The sequence below is a fragment of the Streptomyces sp. NPDC090445 genome, assembly GCF_044769385.1.
Lineage (GTDB): Bacteria > Actinomycetota > Actinomycetes > Streptomycetales > Streptomycetaceae > Streptomyces.
On record NZ_JBIVXV010000003.1, the window covers coordinates 263,247 to 279,542 of the forward strand.

15 protein-coding genes are annotated in these 16,296 nt (G+C 74.2%); 7 read left to right on the forward strand and 8 right to left on the reverse strand.

Going from position 1 to position 16,296, the window contains the following annotated elements; translation table 11 throughout:
- Positions 1–279 precede the first annotated feature (279 nt).
- Together ACIQUT_RS09315 and ACIQUT_RS09320 are read right to left on the reverse strand one after the other, a co-directional pair.
- Entirely contained in the window at positions 280–1,665 is a 1,386-nt protein-coding gene (locus tag ACIQUT_RS09315; protein ID WP_403561080.1) for an FAD-dependent oxidoreductase, read from the reverse strand.
- Positions 1,666–1,716: 51 nt separating this feature from the next.
- Positions 1,717–2,439, reverse strand: a complete 723-nt coding sequence (locus ACIQUT_RS09320) for a DUF305 domain-containing protein (protein ID WP_403561082.1) — start codon at positions 2,437–2,439, stop codon at positions 1,717–1,719.
- Positions 2,440–2,516: 77 nt separating this feature from the next.
- Between ACIQUT_RS09320 and ACIQUT_RS09325 the strand changes: the two genes are divergently transcribed.
- Positions 2,517–4,016, forward strand: a complete 1,500-nt coding sequence (locus tag ACIQUT_RS09325; RefSeq protein ID WP_403561084.1) for an LVIVD repeat-containing protein — start codon at positions 2,517–2,519, stop codon at positions 4,014–4,016.
- 67 nt (positions 4,017–4,083) lie between these two features.
- Positions 4,084–5,709: an MFS transporter gene (locus ACIQUT_RS09330; RefSeq protein WP_403561086.1), complete on the forward strand. Its 1,626-nt coding sequence runs from the start codon at positions 4,084–4,086 to the stop codon at positions 5,707–5,709.
- 37 nt (positions 5,710–5,746) lie between these two features.
- On the opposite strand, the gene ACIQUT_RS09335 is transcribed toward ACIQUT_RS09330, so the two are convergent.
- From ACIQUT_RS09335 to ACIQUT_RS09350, 4 genes are all read right to left on the reverse strand, one after another.
- On the reverse strand, positions 5,747–6,379 hold the full coding sequence (locus ACIQUT_RS09335) for a TetR/AcrR family transcriptional regulator (protein WP_403561088.1): 633 nt from the start codon (positions 6,377–6,379) through the stop codon (positions 5,747–5,749).
- A gap of 102 nt (positions 6,380–6,481) precedes the next feature.
- The gene (locus ACIQUT_RS09340) at positions 6,482–7,129 is read right to left on the reverse strand and encodes a phosphatase PAP2 family protein (RefSeq protein ID WP_403561090.1); all 648 of its coding nucleotides are present in this window, start codon (positions 7,127–7,129) and stop codon (positions 6,482–6,484) included.
- A gap of 103 nt (positions 7,130–7,232) precedes the next feature.
- Positions 7,233–8,171, reverse strand: a complete 939-nt coding sequence (locus ACIQUT_RS09345) for a M56 family metallopeptidase (RefSeq protein ID WP_403561092.1) — start codon at positions 8,169–8,171, stop codon at positions 7,233–7,235.
- A gap of 124 nt (positions 8,172–8,295) precedes the next feature.
- Positions 8,296–8,898 (reverse strand): DUF5134 domain-containing protein, encoded by a 603-nt coding sequence (locus ACIQUT_RS09350; RefSeq protein WP_403561094.1) that lies wholly within the window; start codon positions 8,896–8,898, stop codon positions 8,296–8,298.
- Positions 8,899–9,052: 154 nt separating this feature from the next.
- Here ACIQUT_RS09350 and ACIQUT_RS09355 point away from each other — a divergent pair, with 154 nt between their 5' ends.
- Positions 9,053–9,595 (forward strand): GNAT family N-acetyltransferase, encoded by a 543-nt coding sequence (locus ACIQUT_RS09355; protein ID WP_403561096.1) that lies wholly within the window; start codon positions 9,053–9,055, stop codon positions 9,593–9,595.
- 57 nt (positions 9,596–9,652) lie between these two features.
- Here ACIQUT_RS09355 and ACIQUT_RS09360 read toward each other — a convergent pair whose 3' ends face one another.
- On the reverse strand, positions 9,653–10,345 hold the full coding sequence (locus ACIQUT_RS09360) for a glycerophosphodiester phosphodiesterase (RefSeq protein ID WP_403561097.1): 693 nt from the start codon (positions 10,343–10,345) through the stop codon (positions 9,653–9,655).
- A gap of 383 nt (positions 10,346–10,728) precedes the next feature.
- Here ACIQUT_RS09360 and ACIQUT_RS09365 point away from each other — a divergent pair, with 383 nt between their 5' ends.
- From ACIQUT_RS09365 to ACIQUT_RS09375, 3 genes are read left to right on the forward strand one after another with little or no spacing between them, the layout of a single operon-like run.
- Positions 10,729–12,135, forward strand: a complete 1,407-nt coding sequence (locus ACIQUT_RS09365) for a DUF6421 family protein (protein WP_403561099.1) — start codon at positions 10,729–10,731, stop codon at positions 12,133–12,135.
- A gap of 26 nt (positions 12,136–12,161) precedes the next feature.
- Complete coding sequence (locus ACIQUT_RS09370; RefSeq protein ID WP_403561101.1) at positions 12,162–12,929, forward strand: SDR family NAD(P)-dependent oxidoreductase; 768 nt, start codon at positions 12,162–12,164, stop codon at positions 12,927–12,929.
- Positions 12,908–13,987, forward strand: coding sequence for a threonine aldolase family protein (locus ACIQUT_RS09375; protein WP_403561103.1), 1,080 nt, complete (start codon positions 12,908–12,910; stop codon positions 13,985–13,987). The genes ACIQUT_RS09370 and ACIQUT_RS09375 overlap by 22 nt, the downstream gene beginning before the upstream one ends.
- 134 nt (positions 13,988–14,121) lie before the next feature.
- Here the strand turns inward: ACIQUT_RS09375 and ACIQUT_RS09380 are convergent, their stop codons facing one another.
- Complete coding sequence (locus ACIQUT_RS09380; RefSeq protein ID WP_403561105.1) at positions 14,122–15,417, reverse strand: MFS transporter; 1,296 nt, start codon at positions 15,415–15,417, stop codon at positions 14,122–14,124.
- A 126-nt stretch (positions 15,418–15,543) separates the two neighbouring features.
- On the opposite strand from ACIQUT_RS09380, the gene ACIQUT_RS09385 reads away from it, so the two are divergent.
- Positions 15,544–16,170 carry a CGNR zinc finger domain-containing protein gene (locus ACIQUT_RS09385; RefSeq protein WP_403561106.1) on the forward strand — a complete coding sequence of 209 codons (627 nt, stop codon included), beginning with the start codon at positions 15,544–15,546 and terminating at the stop codon, positions 16,168–16,170.
- Positions 16,171–16,296: the final 126 nt, after the last annotated feature.

Consider the following 16,296-nt stretch of genomic DNA (forward strand, 5'->3'; position numbering starts at 1 on the left):
CGGCCGGTCCCGGCCCCGGCAGCCCGCCACGGGTTCGGGCACCCTGCCGCGCCCCCAAGCGCGGGAGGGGCTGGGGCCGGCGCATTGCCTGCGGGCCCGTTGTGGCTGGTCGCGCAATTCCCCGCGCCCCTTCGGGGTACTGCCCGCACCGCAGCCGGCTTCGCGACGCGGGAACGCCCGCTCCGGCACACCGCCCTCCGCACGCGGGTCACCGGGTGGGCCCTCGCGCACCCGCTGCGGGAGGGCGGTTGTGCGGGTGGCGGGCGCAGGGTGGTCGGGTCAGGCGGTGGTGCTCGCGGCGGCGCCGGCCGCGCCCAGCAGGCCGGCCCAGTCCGGGATCTTCACCGAGTGCCGGCCCAGCGAGTGCCCCAGCCGGGCCTCGGCCGCCTCGATCGCCAGCCACCCCGGCCACTCCACCGGACGCAGCCCTGCCGCGCGGAGTGCCTCCAGCGGGTCGTCGGGGAGGTCCCGCCGGGCCAGCGCCCCCGCGTCCTGGAGCAGGGAGGAGGCCGTCTCCTTCGCACAGGGCCGGTTGGTGCCGATCACCCCGGTGGGGCCGCGCTTGATCCAGCCGGCCACGTACTCGCCGACCGAGGCCCGGCCGGCGCGCACCACCCGGCCCGCCGCGTGGGGGACGGTGGCGGTGGCCGGGTCGAAGGGCAGGCCGGGCAGCGGAACGCCCTGGTAGCCCACCGAGCGCAGCACCAGCTGCGCCTCCACGTCCTCGTACGTGCCGGTTCCGGTCACCCCGCCGCGGCCGTCCGGGGCGGTCCGCTCGAAGCGCACCGCGGTGACGCGGCCGCCGGGGCCGCCGAGCACCTCGACCGGGCGCAGGTGGAACCGGAGCGCGATCCGCCGTTCCGCGTCGCCGACGGGACCGGGGGCCTGCTCCGCCCAGCCCCGCAGCACCTCCAGGTTGCGCCGGGCCACCGCGGGCAGTGCGGCGGCTGCCGCCGGGCCGCCCGCGTACGCGGGGTCGATCGCCAGCTCGGCCGGGTCCACCCGGACGGCCACGCCGGGCAGCGTGCCCAGCTCCCGCAGCTCCTTGGTGGTGAACTTGCCCTGCGAGGGGCCGCGCCGGGCCACCATCGACACCGAGCGCACCCCGCTGTCCGCGAGGACGCCGAGCGCGGGCTGCGGCATGTCGGTGGGCGCGAGCTCCGGTTCGCCGCGGGCCAGCATCCGCGTCACGTCCACGGCCACGTTGCCCGCCCCGACGACCACCGCCGAGCGGACCCCGGACAGGTCGAAGCCCTCGCCCGCCGCGTCCGGGTGCCCGCTGTACCAGGCCACGAACGCCGTCGCGGAGCGCACCCCGGCCAGCTCCTCGCCGGGGATGCCGAGGAGCCGGTCGCGTGCGGCGCCCACGCAGTACACCACCGCGTGGTACAGCTCCAGCATCCGCCCGGTGGGCAGCCGCTCCCCGCCGACCTCGACGTTGCCGAGGAAGCGGATCCGCTCGTCCTCCAGGACGGTGCGCAGGTTCCCTTGCAGCGATTTGATCTTCTCGTGGTCGGGGGCCACCCCGTACCGCACGAGGCCGTACGGGGCCGGCAGCCGGTCCAGGACGTCGACGCGCACGCCCGGCACCTCGCACTGCTGGATCAGGGTCTGGGCGGCGTAGACCCCGCTGGGGCCCGAACCGACAACGGCGACACGAAGCACGGCGGAACTCCTCCCGCGGGGACTCCAGCATGGCACCGGGCGGGGCGGGCGTCAGCCCATGGCGCGCATTCGGTGGATCTCGGCGCTCTGGGTGGCCACGACCTCGTTGGCCATTTCCTCCACGGCCGCGTTGTTGCCGCTGGCCAGGGCCTCGCCGGCCATCTTGAGGGCGCCTTCGTGGTGGGCGGTCATCAGGGTGAGGAAGAGCCGGTCGAAGTCGGCGCCCCGGGCGCCGGCCAGGTCCTTCATCTGCTGCTCGGTCGCCATGCCGGGCATGGCTCCGTGGCCGTTCCCGTGGCCGCCGCCGCTCCCGTGGCCGCCGCCATTGCCGTCGTCGCTGCCGCTGCCGCCGCCGTGGCCGCCCGCGGTCGTGCTCGCGGCGGGCGCCGGGTGCCGGGCCAGCCAGGCCTGCATGACGGCGATCTCGGGCTGCTGGGCGGCCGCGATGCGTTCGGCGAGCCGTCTGACCCCGTCGGCGGAGGCGCGGGCCGGGGCGAGGGCGGTCATGTCGAGGGCCTGCCGGTGGTGTTCGACCATGCGCTGGACGTAGGAGCGGTCGGCCGTGTTGGGGCTGTCGTCGGGCCGGCTCCGGGCTGCTTCGCCGGGGGAGAGGGTGCGGGCCTTCTCGCCCGGCCGGCCGGGGGCGATGACCGGGGGGCCGTCGGCCCGGTCGTCGCCGTCGGGGCCGCCCCGGCAGCCGGCGAGGGCGAGGAGGACTCCTGCGGCGGCGACCGCCCGGATGATTCGACCGGGTAACCCCTTTGCCATGTCCATGGTAAGGAACATACTGCGTGGGTCCTCATTCCGTTCCCACCCGGAGCGGAATCGACCGGACCTCATGGGAGGCCACAGTGACCTCGCAACACACCAGCGGGCTGCCCCGCAGATGGCGCGCCGGCCGGCGGGCACCGGGGGTGCTCGCCGTCGCGGCCGGACTGCTCGCGACATTCCTGTCCGCCGGGCCCGCGTCCGCCACCCCCGACCCCGGCGAGTTACTCCCCGGGGGCGACTTCCCGCGCAGCTCGTCCCCCGCCGCCGGACGCGAACCGGCCCCCGGCGAGATCCCGGGCCAGGACCAGGTCGTCCACAGCGGCAACATCAAGCCGCTGACCAACATCCCCAGTTCGTTCCCGGACGCCGTCAACTCCGACCTGGCCTTCCAGGGCCGGTACGCCTACGCCGGCAACTACAACGGCTTCACGGTCTACGACATCGCCGACCCCAAGGCGCCGAAGACCGTCAGCACGGTGCTCTGCCCCGGCGGCCAGAACGACATCTCGGTCCACGGCGACCTGCTCTTCCTCTCCACCGACTCCTCCCGCAGTGACGACTCCTGCACCAGCGTGTCGCAGCCCGCCACGGAGAAGTCCTCCTGGGAGGGCATCAAGATCTTCGACATCAAGGACAAGAAGCACCCGAAGTACATCAAGTCCGTCGAGACCGCCTGCGGTTCGCACACCCACTCCCTGGTGCCGAGCGGCCCGGACATCTACGTCTACGTCGCCTCGTACTCGCCGAACGAGGCCTTCCCGGACTGCCGGCCGCCGCACGACGGCATCTCCGTGATCAAGGTCCCGCGCAAGGCCCCGACCCAGGCGGCCGTCGTCTCCTTCCCCGTCCTCTTCCCGGACGGCGGCAACCCGGGCGCGCCCACCAACCCCGGCGTCTCCAAGACCACGGGCTGCCACGACATCACCGTGCTGCCCTCGAAGAAGCTGGCCGCCGGCGCCTGCATGGGCGACGGCATCCTCTTCGACATCGCCGACCCCGAGCGGCCGCGGGTCATCGACCGGGTGCAGGACAACGTGAACTTCGCGTTCTGGCACTCGGCGACCTTCAACCAGAGGGCCGACAAGGTGGTGTTCACCGACGAGCTCGGCGGCGGCGGAGGCGCCACCTGCAACGAGGCCACCGGCCCCCAGCGCGGAGCCGACGGCATCTACGACATCACCGGCAGCGGCGACCAGCGCAAGCTCGTCTTCCGCAGCTACTTCAAGATCCCGCGCCACCAGTCCGACACCGAGAACTGCGTCGCCCACAACGGCTCCCTGGTCCCGGCCCTCGGCCGCGACATCATGGTCCAGGCCTGGTACCAGGGCGGCGTCTCCGTCTGGGACTTCACCGACTCGGCCCGGCCCAAGGAGATCGGCTACTTCGAACGCGGCCCGCTCGCCCCCGGCTCCCTGTCGATCGGCGGCTCCTGGTCCGCGTACTACTACAACGGCCACATCTACTCGAACGACATCACCAAGGGCCTCGACGTGCTCCGGATCGACGACTGGCGCACCGAGAGCGCGAAATGGGTACGGCTGGACCGGCTCAACGTCCAGACGCAGCCCGAGTACCGCTGACGCCAACCGGTGGACACCGGGGCGGGTCGAAGGGCCCGCCCCGGTGGCCTGCGGGCAGGATGCGCCCATGGCATCCAGCACCGAGGTCCCCGGAAGGGCGGCGAAGCCGGGAGTCCTGCTGCTGACCTTCGCCTCCGGGCAGTTTCTGATGGCGCTGGACAGCTCGGTCATGAACGTCTCGATCGCGTCGGTGGCTGAGGACGTGGGCACCACCGTGACCGGGATCCAGGGGGCGATCACCGCCTACACCCTGGTCATGGCCATGTGCATGATCCCCGGCGGCAAGATCGGCGTGCTCATCGGCCGCAAGCGGGCCTTCATGACCGGCTGCGCCATCTACGGCTGCGGATCCCTGACGACGTCGCTCGCACCCAACATCACCGTGCTCCTGCTGGGCTGGTCGCTCCTCGAAGGCATCGGAGCCGCGCTGATCCTGCCCGCGATCGTCGCACTGGTCGCGGGCAACTTCGCCCCCGAGCGCCGCCCCGCCGCCTACGGGCTCGTCGCCGCCGCCGGCGCCATCGCGATCGCCGTCGGACCGCTCATCGGCGGACTTGCGACCACGTACTTCTCCTGGCGCTGGGTCTTCGCCGGCGAGGTCGTCCTCGTGATCGTCATCCTCGTCTTCGCCCGCCGCTTCGCCGACGCCCCGCCCGAGGCCCGCTCCCGGATCGACCTCATCGGCGCCCTCCTGTCCGCGCTCGGCCTCGGCGCCTTCGTCTACGGCGTCCTGCGGTCCAGCGCATGGGGCTGGTTCGCCCCCAAGCCCGACGCGCCCTCCTGGCTCGGCATCTCCCTCGCCGCCTGGCTCATGCTGGCCGGCCTGCTGCTCGTCCGGCTCTTCCTCCACTGGGAAGCCCGCGTCGCCGAACACGGCCGGGACCCGCTCCTCAACCCCGACCTGCTGGAGAACCGGCAGCTCACCGGGGGCCTGACGATGTTCTTCTTCCAGTACTTCATCCAGATGGGCGTGTTCTTCGTCGTACCGCTCTACCTGTCCGTCGCCCTCGGCCTGTCCGCCCTCGCGACCGGCGTGCGGCTCCTGCCGCTCTCGCTGTCCCTGCTCGCCGCGGCGGCCCTGATCCCCCGGCTGCTCCCGCGGGTCTCGCCGCGGCGCGTGGTCAGCCTGGGACTCCTGGCCCTGCTGGCCGGCGCGGTGGTGCTCCTCTTCGCGCTCGACGAGGACGCGGGCGCGGAGGTGGTGACCGTGCCGCTGCTGCTGATCGGGCTCGGAGTGGGGGCGCTCGCGTCCCAGCTCGGCGCGATCACCGTCTCCGCCGTGCCGGACGAGCAGAGCGCCGAGGTCGGCGGGGTGCAGAACGCCGTCACCAACCTCGGCTCCTCGCTCGGCACGGCGCTCGCCGGAGCGATCATGATCGCCGCACTCACGACCTCGTTCCTCACCGCCATCCAGGAGAACCCGGCGGTCCCGGACCAGGTCGCGGCCCAGGCGGTCGTCCAGCTCGACAGCGGTGCGCCCTTCCTGTCCGACGCCCAGTTGGAGAGCGCCCTGGCCGAAGCCGGCACCAGCCCCGAGGTCGCCCGGGCCGCCATGGACGCGAACACCGCCGCCCGGCTCGACGGACTGCGGGCCGCGCTCGCCGTCCTCGGCCTCACGACCGTCCTCGCCCTCTTCTTCACCCCGCGGATCCCCACCCGCCGGCCCGGCACCCCGGCCCCGGCTCAGCAGTAGCCGGGCGGAAGCGGACGCGCCCGCCCGGGCGGCGGGCTCACGCCTGCACGAGGCGGACTGCGCCCTCCGGCGGGCCGCCCTCCGGCGGGACGCCCAGCTCCCAGTCCAGCCCGTACCGCTGGAACAGCTCGGCCCGCAGCCGCGCCGACGGCATCGGCGCACCCGGCAGCAGGACCGCCACCACCGCACCCATCAGCAGCGCCCGCAGCAGCGGGTAGTCGGTGTCCACGTCCGCCGAGCCGTACCGCACCACGGTGTCCCGCAGGAGCGCCGCGAGCCGCTGCTGGTCCGGACACTGCACGAACCCCTCGGCCTGCAGGATGCCCGCCATGTGCGTCCGCATCAGCAGCGGCTCGTCCCGCGCCAGCCCCAGCACCGCGTCGATGGCGCGGGCGAGCCGCTCGCGGCCGTCGGCGGTGCGCGGCTCCCGCTCCAGGGCGGCCTCCAGGGTGAGGTGCATCAGCCGGTGCACCGCCGACTGCAGCAGCTGCCGCTTGCCGGGAAAGTAGTAGGAGACCAGGCCGCGGGCCGTGCCCGCGCGGTCGGCGATGTCGCCGAGGGTCGTGGCCTCGTACCCGCGCTCGGCCACGAGTTCGACCGTGGCCTGGAGCAGCCGCTCCCGGGAACGTCTCCGCAATTCTTCATTGACCGATGCGCTGCGCGGGGACATGCTTACTCCTGCGTTGACTGGCTTCCAGCCAATATACTCAGCGCGCCGGGAACGCTGCTCTGCGCGACGCGGGGGATCGCGCAGGGCAGTCACGCCCGCATCTCAGCGCGCGGCGGCTTTCGGCCGATTCCGCCGCCCCGGCCAGAGGATCGCCGCAGCCGCCAGGGCCACGCCCAGCAGCCAGCCCGCCAGCACGTCGGACGGCCAGTGCACACCCAGGTAGACCCGGGTGAAGCCGACCCCGAGCACCGAGACGGCGGCCAGCACCCACGCCCCCCGCGCCCACGCCTTCGGAGCGGACGGGGGCAGCAGCCACAGCAGCATCCCGCACACCGCGGCCGCCGTCATGGCGTGCCCGGAGGGGAAGGCCGCGAAGTGCGCCGCGTCCACCGGGTCCGGCCACAGCGGCCGGTCCCGGCCCACGACCGCCTTCATCCCCTGCGACACCACCGCGGCGGCCACCGCGACCGCCGCGACCCGCACGGCGCGCTCCCGGTCGCCCCCGCGCCACAGCCATACGCAGGCCGCCGCCGCCAGGAGACGCATCGTCCAGGGGTCCCACACCCAGTCGCTGAGCACCCGCATGAGCTGCGTGGTGCCGGGGCTGGTGACGGCGCTCGCGTGCAGGTCCCGCGCGACCAGTGCGTCCAGGCGCAGGAGCGGCTGCCACCGGGCCGCGACCAGCAACGTCAGCAGGGCCGCGAGCACGGCGCAGCCGATTCCGACCTGCCACACACGACCGCTCCGCATGCGGAAGATCCTTGCACCCTCCCGGTATACGACAGGCGCCGGGCACCGCAGGCGCGCCCCGGGCCGCCCCGTCGCCGTGCCCTTACCGTGCCCCGGCCCGCGTTCAGGCGAGCGCGCTCAGCCCGGGTACGAACGCCACCAGCAGCGGCACCGCCGGCACCAGCGTGGCCAGCGCCGTCAGCCGCAGCCGGCGGCCCGGCGACATCCGGGGCGGCGCCGTCAGCAGCCGCCGCACCCGCTCCGGGACGTGCGGCTCCGGTGCGGGGGAGGGGCCGAAGACCCCCCGGTCCTCGTTGAGCCCGACCAGCGCGAGGGCGATCGTCAGCCGCCCGTAGCGGCGCGAGGCCACGTCGTCCGCGGCCAGTTCGACGAGCCGGACGATCTCCGCCTCGAACGCCGCGAACACCGGCACCTGGGGGAACCCCCCGGCCAGCGCCCGCGAGCAGTGCAGCAGCCAGTCGTGGCGGGCCGCCGCGTGCCCCTGCTCGTGCGCCAGCACGGCGTCCAGCTGGCTGCCCTTCAGCCGCCCGAGCGCAGCCGTGGTCACCACCAGCTGCGGCGCCGCACCCGGCAGCCACCACGCCTCGGGCCGCGGCCCCTCCAGGACGACGAGCCGCGCCCCGGCCGGATCCTCCCCGGGCAGCAGGGGTGCCCGCACCAGCAGTTCGGCGCCCCGCGCCCGCCGTCCGGCCCGGGCCCGCAGCACCTCGCGGGCCAGCCGGAGCCCGGTCCACAGCCCGCCGCCCGCCAGCAGCAGCGCGGTGCCGACGGCCCACGGGCCGCCCGCCGGGCCCAGGGCGTACGCGTCGACCACCCCGTGCGGGGCGGCCGCGAAGAGCCGGCCCCGTACGGCGTGCCAGGCGGCGGCCGCACTGAGCAGCATCGACAGGGCGAAACACAGCAGGACCGCACCCACCGCGCACTGCCACACCCACAATGCGACGACGGGCTCACGCTCGGGCCATTCGGCCCTGGCCAGCAGCCGGGGGGCGAGCACCGCGGTCACGGCGCCGAGCAACAGGAGAACGGCGGGGACCATCATGTCCGCCAGCCTATGAGCGTCGGACTACCTGCCGGTACGGACGCGGGCCATTGGTGACGCAGGACACGCTTCCCGGCGCCGCCCAGGACGCCGACCGACCCTCCCGGAGCCTTCCGACGACCGGTCACATTCCGAGCAGCATCGCCAACATCCCGATCCCCATGGCGAGTCGGCACGCCCGCGCCAGCTCCGCCGACCCCGCCGCCAACGCGTCCGCGCCCGCTGCCGCGGCCCCGCCCGCGGCGCCACCCGCTCCGCCGGCCTGTGGAGCCGCCACCAGCCGCGCCCCGCCCAGCAGGACGTACCCCGCGAAGTAGACGAGGAGCGCCGCGGTGACGAGCGGCCGGCCCGCCCAGGCCCCCACCCCCACCCCCGCCCCCGCCTCCGTCCCGGCCCCGTGGTCCGAGGCCATCGTCAGCGCCATGTACGCCATCGCCAGCGAGCCGACCAGGTGGTGCGCGTGGTGCAGCCCGTCCCGCAGCAGCCACAGCGCGTGCAGCGCGGCCCCGCAGAAGACCGCCAGCAGCACCTGCGGCCCCCACGGCCCGATGCCCGGCGGCGCGGCCATCACCGCCGTCCCGAGGCCCATCAGCGCCTCGCCCGCCGCCGCGCCGCGCGCCCGCCGGCCCGCTCTGCGCGCGCGCCCCAGGCAGTACGCGCCGCTCACCGCGCACAGCACGACGAGCAGCCAGCCGGGGACGGCGGCGGGAGCGGACCATGAGGACATCGCGGGACCGTGCACGGCGGGAACCCCCCGGTTCGACGGCGTCACGGTGAACAGATGCCCCGGCCCACGGGCCCGCACGCGGCGGCGCGTTAGGCTGTCCGTGCAGCACCGGGCATGTCATATGCCGCTGAGCACACAGCAGAACGGAGCCCCGATGTCGACCGTCGCCCAGCCCGCCGCACTCGAATTCCGCAATGCCGTCGAGGCGGACGTGCCGGCCCTCGTGGAGCTCGTCGAGTCGGCGTACCGCGGGGACGCCAGCCGGGCCGGCTGGACCACGGAGGCCGACTTCCTGGAGGGGCAGCGCACCGACCCGGAGGGGGTGCGCGCCGTCATCCGGACCCCCGACAGCGTCCTGCTCGTCGTCGAGCGTGCGGGCGAGCTCGTCGCCTGCTGCCAGCTCGAACACCGCGGCGACCACGCGTACTTCGGCATGTTCGCCGTCCGCCCCGGGCTGCAGGGCGCCGGCCTCGGCAAGGAGGTCCTCGCCGAGGCGGAGCGCCGGGCCCGGGAGGCGTGGGGCGTCCGGGAGATGCGGATGACGGTGGTGCACGTCCGGGAGGAGCTCATCGCCTACTACGAGCGCCGCGGCTACCGCCGCACCGGCGAGCTGAGCCCCTTCCCCTACGGCGACGAGCGCTTCGGCGTCCCGCTCCGCGACGACCTGGCCTTCGAACTCCTGGTCAAGGCGCTGTAGGAGCGGTCCGCCCTCGGTGTCGCCCCGGCCGTTGCCGGACCGGGCCCGGTCCGGCCGTCAGGCCGTGAACCGGCCCGTGCTGCGGATCTCGGGGAAGTCGGTGGCCACCCCGTCCAGTTCGAGCGCCCGCGCGAGCCGCAGGTGCTCCAGGGTGTTGGCCGTCCAGCCCGTCACCGGCAGCCCCGCGCGGTGCGCGGCCTCCACCGTCTCCAGGGTGAGCCGCCGCAGGTCCAGGGCGAGCGCCCGCACCCCCGCGGCCAGCGCCCGGTCCACGATGTCCGCGGCCGCGCCCCCGCGCAGGTCGGAGCGGAGGACGGTCCGCACGCCCGGGGCCAGCCGGGCCGCCTCGGCGAGCACGGCGTCGTGGGACGAGGCCACCTCCACCCGCGCGGTCAGGTCGCGGCCCACCACCAGCTCCGCCAGCGCCGCCGCCGCGGGCCGGTCCTGCACCGACACCTGCAGCCGGGTCCGTACGGCGTCCAGGACCTCCTCGAAGACCGGGACGCGCTCGCCCTGCCCGGCGTCCAGCCCGCGCAGCTCGTCCAAGGTCAGATCGGCGACGGCGCCCGAGCCGTCGGTGGTCCGGTCGACCTCGGCGTCGTGCAGGACGACGAGCACACCGTCCTTGCTCAGGCGCAGGTCCAGTGCGATGGCGTCCATGCCGGTGCGTTCCGCGCGGACGAACGACCGCAAGGTGTTCTCCGGCTCGACACCCATGACCCCGCGATGACCGATGGTGAGGAAAGTCAAGGTTCTCTCGCTTCCGTCGACGGCGGCTCCCCGGCGCGGTCGCGGCGTCCCTGGCCCGGCCGCGCGCGGTGAGGACGCATGCTAGTGCGCCCCGGTCGCGATGAGACCGCCCGTGCAGCGGCCCGGATCCGCCCGGTGGCCGGTTCCCGCCGGGGCCCGCGCCCCGCTGCCCGGCGTGCGGCCCCGTGCCGCCTCACCCGTGCGTGGGCGTGCCTCCAGGGCCTTGACAAGACGGCGATGCGCTCGCCCGAACGGTGGACGGCGGGAAGAATTGCGGTCTCGATAGGGGTACAGCCGCATAATTTCCTGGGCAACCCCTTGAGCGGGACACCCTCACATGCATACGCTGTCATTACGTGAGGTTCTCCTGTGGAGGAAGTGACATGACGGAAACTCTTGTGCCGGGTACCGGCGGGGCCGCGATAACCGCCGATGCGCGGGTGGTCGACCACCCGGCGTGGCCCGAGCTCAAGGCCGCCGTGGAGGAGATCCGCCCCTGGCAGTCCAAGGACGGTTCGATCGACTTCGAGGCCGAGGGCGCGCCCGCCCCCGAGCAGGTCGAGGCCGCCGTCGAGCGCGTGGCCGCAGCGGTCGAGCAGCTCTCGCCGCTCCTGCCGCACGCCACCGACTACCACAAGGCGCTCGTCGCCGACCTGCGCAAGTGGGTCGCCGAGGGCTTCCGCGTGCCGGACTTCCTCGACTCGCTGATGGCCTTCCACCCGGCCGCCGAGCGCGCCGACGGCCTCCAGCACCTCGTCGTCTTCCCCATGTACACGCAGAACGGCAACCTGGACCGCAACTTCGAGGCCGTCGTCCTGAAGATGGTGTGGCCCGAGTGGCTCTCCGAGCTGGAGCGCACCCGGTACGACAACCCGCTGTTCCTCGGCATCACCTTCGAGGACTTCACCCCGGGCTACGACACCCATTCCGCCGTGCTCTTCCCGGAGACCATCGCCGTCCGCGAGGCCCCCGAGCGCTTCACCTGGGGCGGCATCTTCTGCGACCGCGAGGCCGCCCGCTACCGCAAGGTCACCGAGGCCGCCGTCGACATCCTCGGCCTTGAGCTGCCCGAGGACATCGCCCGCATGGTCGAGGACCAGGAGCGCTGCGAGAAGGCCTTCGTCCTGTGGGACATGGTCCACGACCGCACCCACAGCCACGGCGACCTGCCGTTCGACCCCTTCATGATCAAGCAGCGCCAGCCGTTCTGGATGTACGGCCTGGAGGAGCTGCGCTGCGACCTCACCGCCTTCAAGGAGGCCGTGAAGCTGGAGTCGGAGGGCAACGAGCACGGCCGTGACGTGCAGTACGCCGTCCTCTTCGACCGGATGTTCCGCTTCCCGGTGTCCGGCGACCGCAACCGCAACTACGACGGCCTCGGCGGCCAGCTCCTCTTCGCGTACCTCCACAAGCACGACGTCGTGCGCTGGACGGACAACAAGCTGAAGATCGACTGGATGCGCGCCCCGCAGGTCACCAACCAGCTGTGCGCCGAGATCGAGAAGCTGTACCGCGACGGCATCGACCGCCCGAAGCTCGTGCACTGGTTCAAGGCCTACGAGCTGGTCTCCACCTACCTCGCCCCGCACCCGGGCTCCACGTGGGCGAAGGGCCCCGACGCCCTGGACCTGACGCAGCCGCCGCGCAAGCTCGTGGACGACGTGCTTCCGGACGAGTTTCCGCTCAGCATGTTCTTTGAGGCGCTCGCCAAGAAGCTCAAGACCGTGATCGCCTCGACCAAGGGCATCACCGCCCTGAACTCCGACACGGCCGAGCGGGCCGCCGCGTGAGCACTCGCCCACTGGAGGCTGCACAGATGAACAGCGGAAACGAGACCGGGAACACGGGCAGCCTGAAGGGCGCCGTCGTCGCCGTGGCCGGCGCCGGCGGCCCCGCCGGGCGGGCGGCCCTGCTCCGCCTCGCCGAGGCCGGTGCCGTGGTCGTGGCGTCCGACGCCGACCCGGCGCGCCTGGCCGAGGCCGTGGACGCGGCGCGCTACGCCCACGGCGGCGCCACCGTCACCGGTGACACCGTGGACCTGCTCGACCTCGACGCGACCAAGGAATGGGCCGCGCGGACCGAGAAGGAGTTCGGCCGCGTGGACGGCCTCGTCCACCTCGTCGGCGGCTGGCGCGGCAGCACCTCGTTCACGGAGACCGACCTGGGCGACTGGGACTTCCTGGAGAAGCTCCTGATCCGCACCGTCCAGCACACGTCGATCGCCTTCCACGACGGCCTGCTGCGCAGCGACCGGGGCCGCTACGTCCTGGTCAGCCAGTCCGGCGCGCACAAGCCCGTCGCGAACAACGCCGCGTACAACGCCGGCAAGGCGGCCGCCGAGGCGTGGACGCTCGCCATGGCCGACTCCTTCCGCAAGGCGGGGGGCGAGGAGGGCCCGGGCGCCGCAGCTGCGATCCTGGTGATCAAGGCACTGGTGCACGACGCGATGCGCGCGGAGCGCCCCAATGCGAAGTTCGCGGGCTTCACCGACGTCAAGGAGCTGGCCGAGGCCATCGCCGGCGTGTGGGAGCGGCCCGCCATCGATGTGAACGGACAGCGTCTGTGGCTCACTCCGCAACCGTGAAGACCGATGCCCGCCGCCACCACGATCCGGCGGTACGCGGTTTCGCGAGCGACAACTACGCAGGGGTCCACCCGGAGATCCTGGAGGCCCTTGCCCTGGCCAACGGCGGCCACCAGGTCGCCTACGGCGAGGACGAGTACACCGAGCACCTGCAGAGGATCATCCGCAGCCACTTCGGTCCGTACGCGGAGGCCTTCCCGGTCTTCAACGGCACCGGCGCGAACGTCACGGCCCTCCAGGCCATGACCGACCGCTGGGGCGCCGTGATCTGCGCCAAGACCGCCCACATCAACGTGGACGAGGGCGGCGCACCGGAGCGGATGGCCGGCCTCAAGCTGCTGGCCGTCCCCACCCCGGACGGCAAGCTCACCCCCGAGCTCATCGACCAGGAGGCCTGGGGCTTCGAGGACGAGCACCGGGCGATGCCGCAGGTCGTGTCGATCACCCAGAACACCGAGCTGGGCACGGTCTACACCCCGGACGAGATCCGGGCGATCTGCGAGCACGCCCACGGGCTCGGCATGAAGGTCCACCTCGACGGCGCCCGCATAGCCAACGCCGCGGCCTCCCTCGACGTGCCGATGCGCACGTTCACCAACGCGGTGGGCGTCGACGTGCTCTCGTACGGCGGCACCAAGAACGGCATGATGTTCGGCGAGGCCGTGGTCGTGGTCAACCCGGACGCGGTCCGGCAGATGAAGCACATCCGCAAGATGTCGATGCAGCTCGCGTCGAAGATGCGCTTCGTCTCCGTCCAGCTGGAGGCGCTGCTCGCCAAGGACCTGTGGCTGCGCAACGCCCGGCACGCCAACGAGATGGCGCAGCGGCTCGCCGCGGGCGTGCGCGAGACCGACGGGGTGGAGATCCTCTACCCGGTCCAGGCGAACGCGGTGTTCGCGAAGCTGCCGCACGAGGTGTCGCTGCGGCTGCAGAAGCGCTACCGCTTCTACTTCTGGGACGAGGCTGCCGGCCACGTGCGCTGGATGTGCGGTTTCGACACCACGGAGGAGGACGTCGACGGCTTCCTCCAGGCGCTGAAGGAGGAGCTGGCCCGCTAGCCGGTCCAGCCCCCGCCCAACTGAATAGATGTACCCCCGACCGCAAGTTCAATGAACCGCGGTCGGGGGTATACCTGTGCTCCGGATCATGCAGCCGATCGCCCTGCTGCGCGCCCGCGGCATCCCGGCCGCGCTCACGGCGCTCCGGGACTCCGCCGGCCGGCCGCAGCCGTGGCGGAACCTGCCGGAAGCCCTGTAGCCGCGGCCGCGCCCGCGCCGGCACCGCGCGGCGACACCAGCAGGTGCAGCAGCGCCGACGCCAGGACCAGTACCGCGACCCCCGACAGCAGCAGCTGCGGCGGTGCGCCGGCGGCCAGCCCCACGAGGGCGGCGCCGACCGAGGCCGCGGTCAGCTTGAGCCCCGCCCCCAGCGTGAACACCTGCGTCCGCACCGCGTCGGGGGCGTGGTCCGCCCGGATCCGCAGCGTGGCCGTCAGCAGCGGCCCGTCGCACACCCCCGCCACGGCGAACAGCACCGCCCCCACCGCCACGGACGGGGAGAACGCGGCCGCCCCGAGCGCCACCCCCGTGCCCGCCATCGCCCAGCGCGCCAGCCGCCCCGGCTCCACCCCCGCGAGCCGGCCCAACGTCAGCGAGCCCCCCAGCGCCCCCAGGGCGAACGCCGTCATCAGCACACCCCCGGCCCCCGGACTGCCGAGCCGCCCGGCCAGCAGCACCGAGGTGGTGGTGAGGGAGCCGAGGCCCATGAAGGCCAGCGTCGTCGCCGCCGTGATCGCCCGCAGTTCCCGGATCCGCCACAGGGCCGCCAGCCCGCTCCCGAGCCCCGCCCCGGAGCCTCCGGCGCCGGACGGCGGGGCCGCCGCCGGAGCGGCTGACCGGGTCCGTCCGGACTCGGCCGGCGAAGCCGCCGCCGCCCCGTCGAAGGGGAGCGTCGCGACCAGCGCCGCCGCGACCGCGCCGCCCAGCGCCAGCACCGCCGTCGCGGGCGCCGCCGACCCCGCCGCCGCGACCAGGCCGACCACCGCCGGAGCCGTCACCGCCGCGGCGTTGTAGGTGCTCGCGTCCCAGCCGTACGCCCGGTCGCGCCGGGCTCCAGCCGGCACCAGCCCGGCGACCAGGCTGGACATCCCGCCCGTCACCATCGGCCCGCAGCTCCCGCCGAGCACCGCCGCCGCGAGCACCACCGGCAGCGGCGCCCGGCCCAGCAGCACCGCCAGCGCCGCCACCGCGGACGTGAACCCCGCCAGCGCGCCGACGTGGAAGAGCCGCGGCCGCCGGACCCTGCCCGCGGCCGCACCGGCGAGCGGAGCCGCCAGGACGTGCGGGGCCAGCCACGCCGTCAGCACGAACGCCCCGTACGCGGCGCTCCCGGTGCGCTCCAGGGCGAGCAGGACCACCGCCAGACTCATGCCCTCCGAGGCGAAGCGCGCGGCCACCGCCGCCGCCAAGTACCGCCCGAACCCGCCCATCCCGGACCCTCCCCCGGTCGTGTAACGTCATAGCCGCACAAGACGTTACGTGATGCGGGTGTACGGCGAAAGCGTGTACGGCGAAAGTTCTTGCGGCGACAGCGCGTAGGGCGAAAGGGGCAGGGCGTGACCGACTCGACGCAGGGCTTCTCGGCCGCTGGGCGGCTCCTCGACCTCGCCGAGGCGGTCCGCGCCGACCCCGACCTCCCGCGAACCGGCCTCACCGCACTGCTCGCCCGGCACGGGGAGAACCCCGCCGACCTCACGCCCGACGCCTTCACCGAGGCCGCCGCCGCCGACCTGCGCACCGCCGCCCGCCGGATGGCGGACCTCCTCGCGGAGCCGGACGAGGACCGCGCCGCGGAAGCCCTCAACGCCCTCTTCGCGCAGTACGCCACCCGGCCCCGCCTGACCCGGCACGACGGCCACCCCTGGCACCTCCATGTGGACCGGGGCGACGAGGCCGGCTGGGGCGAGTGGTTCCTGGCCTCCGGCGCCCTGGCCCTCGCCCAGCTGCTCACCGAGCACGGCCGGATCGCCTGGGGCGCCTGCGCCGCGGCCGGCTGCGGCCGGCTCTTCCTGGGCGGCGGCCCCGGCAGCACCCGCCGCTACTGCTCCGGTACGTGCGCCACGCGCGAACGCGTCGCCGCCCACCGCCGGCGCAAGCGCGCGGAGGCCGGGGCGGCGGAGGCTGCCGGCGCGGAGGCGGTGGGGGCGGCGGGGGCGGCTGGGCAGGCGGGGGCGGCCGGGTAGGTGGGCCGTCCGGCGCCGGGCGGTAGCGGGCGGTAGCGGCCGCCGGACGGCATGCGAAAGCCCGTGCGGTTCCGCCGCGGGGGCGGGGCCGCACGGGCCCGAGAGTTCACCCGACCCGGTGGTACC

What these genes read in the sequence shown, in the direction of transcription:
- ACIQUT_RS09320 (WP_403561082.1), bottom strand. Translation starts at nt 2,439, where the DNA reads ATGGACATGGCAAAGGGGTTACCCGGTCGAATCATCCGGGCGGTCGCC.
- ACIQUT_RS09330 (WP_403561086.1), top strand. Translation starts at nt 4,084, where the DNA reads ATGGCATCCAGCACCGAGGTCCCCGGAAGGGCGGCGAAGCCGGGAGTC.
- ACIQUT_RS09335 (WP_403561088.1), bottom strand. Translation starts at nt 6,379, where the DNA reads ATGTCCCCGCGCAGCGCATCGGTCAATGAAGAATTGCGGAGACGTTCC.
- ACIQUT_RS09340 (WP_403561090.1), bottom strand. Translation starts at nt 7,129, where the DNA reads ATGCGGAGCGGTCGTGTGTGGCAGGTCGGAATCGGCTGCGCCGTGCTC.
- ACIQUT_RS09345 (WP_403561092.1), bottom strand. Translation starts at nt 8,171, where the DNA reads ATGATGGTCCCCGCCGTTCTCCTGTTGCTCGGCGCCGTGACCGCGGTG.
- ACIQUT_RS09350 (WP_403561094.1), bottom strand. Translation starts at nt 8,898, where the DNA reads ATGTCCTCATGGTCCGCTCCCGCCGCCGTCCCCGGCTGGCTGCTCGTC.
- ACIQUT_RS09355 (WP_403561096.1), top strand. Translation starts at nt 9,053, where the DNA reads ATGTCGACCGTCGCCCAGCCCGCCGCACTCGAATTCCGCAATGCCGTC.
- ACIQUT_RS09365 (WP_403561099.1), top strand. Translation starts at nt 10,729, where the DNA reads ATGACGGAAACTCTTGTGCCGGGTACCGGCGGGGCCGCGATAACCGCC.
- ACIQUT_RS09370 (WP_403561101.1), top strand. Translation starts at nt 12,162, where the DNA reads ATGAACAGCGGAAACGAGACCGGGAACACGGGCAGCCTGAAGGGCGCC.
- ACIQUT_RS09380 (WP_403561105.1), bottom strand. Translation starts at nt 15,417, where the DNA reads ATGGGCGGGTTCGGGCGGTACTTGGCGGCGGCGGTGGCCGCGCGCTTC.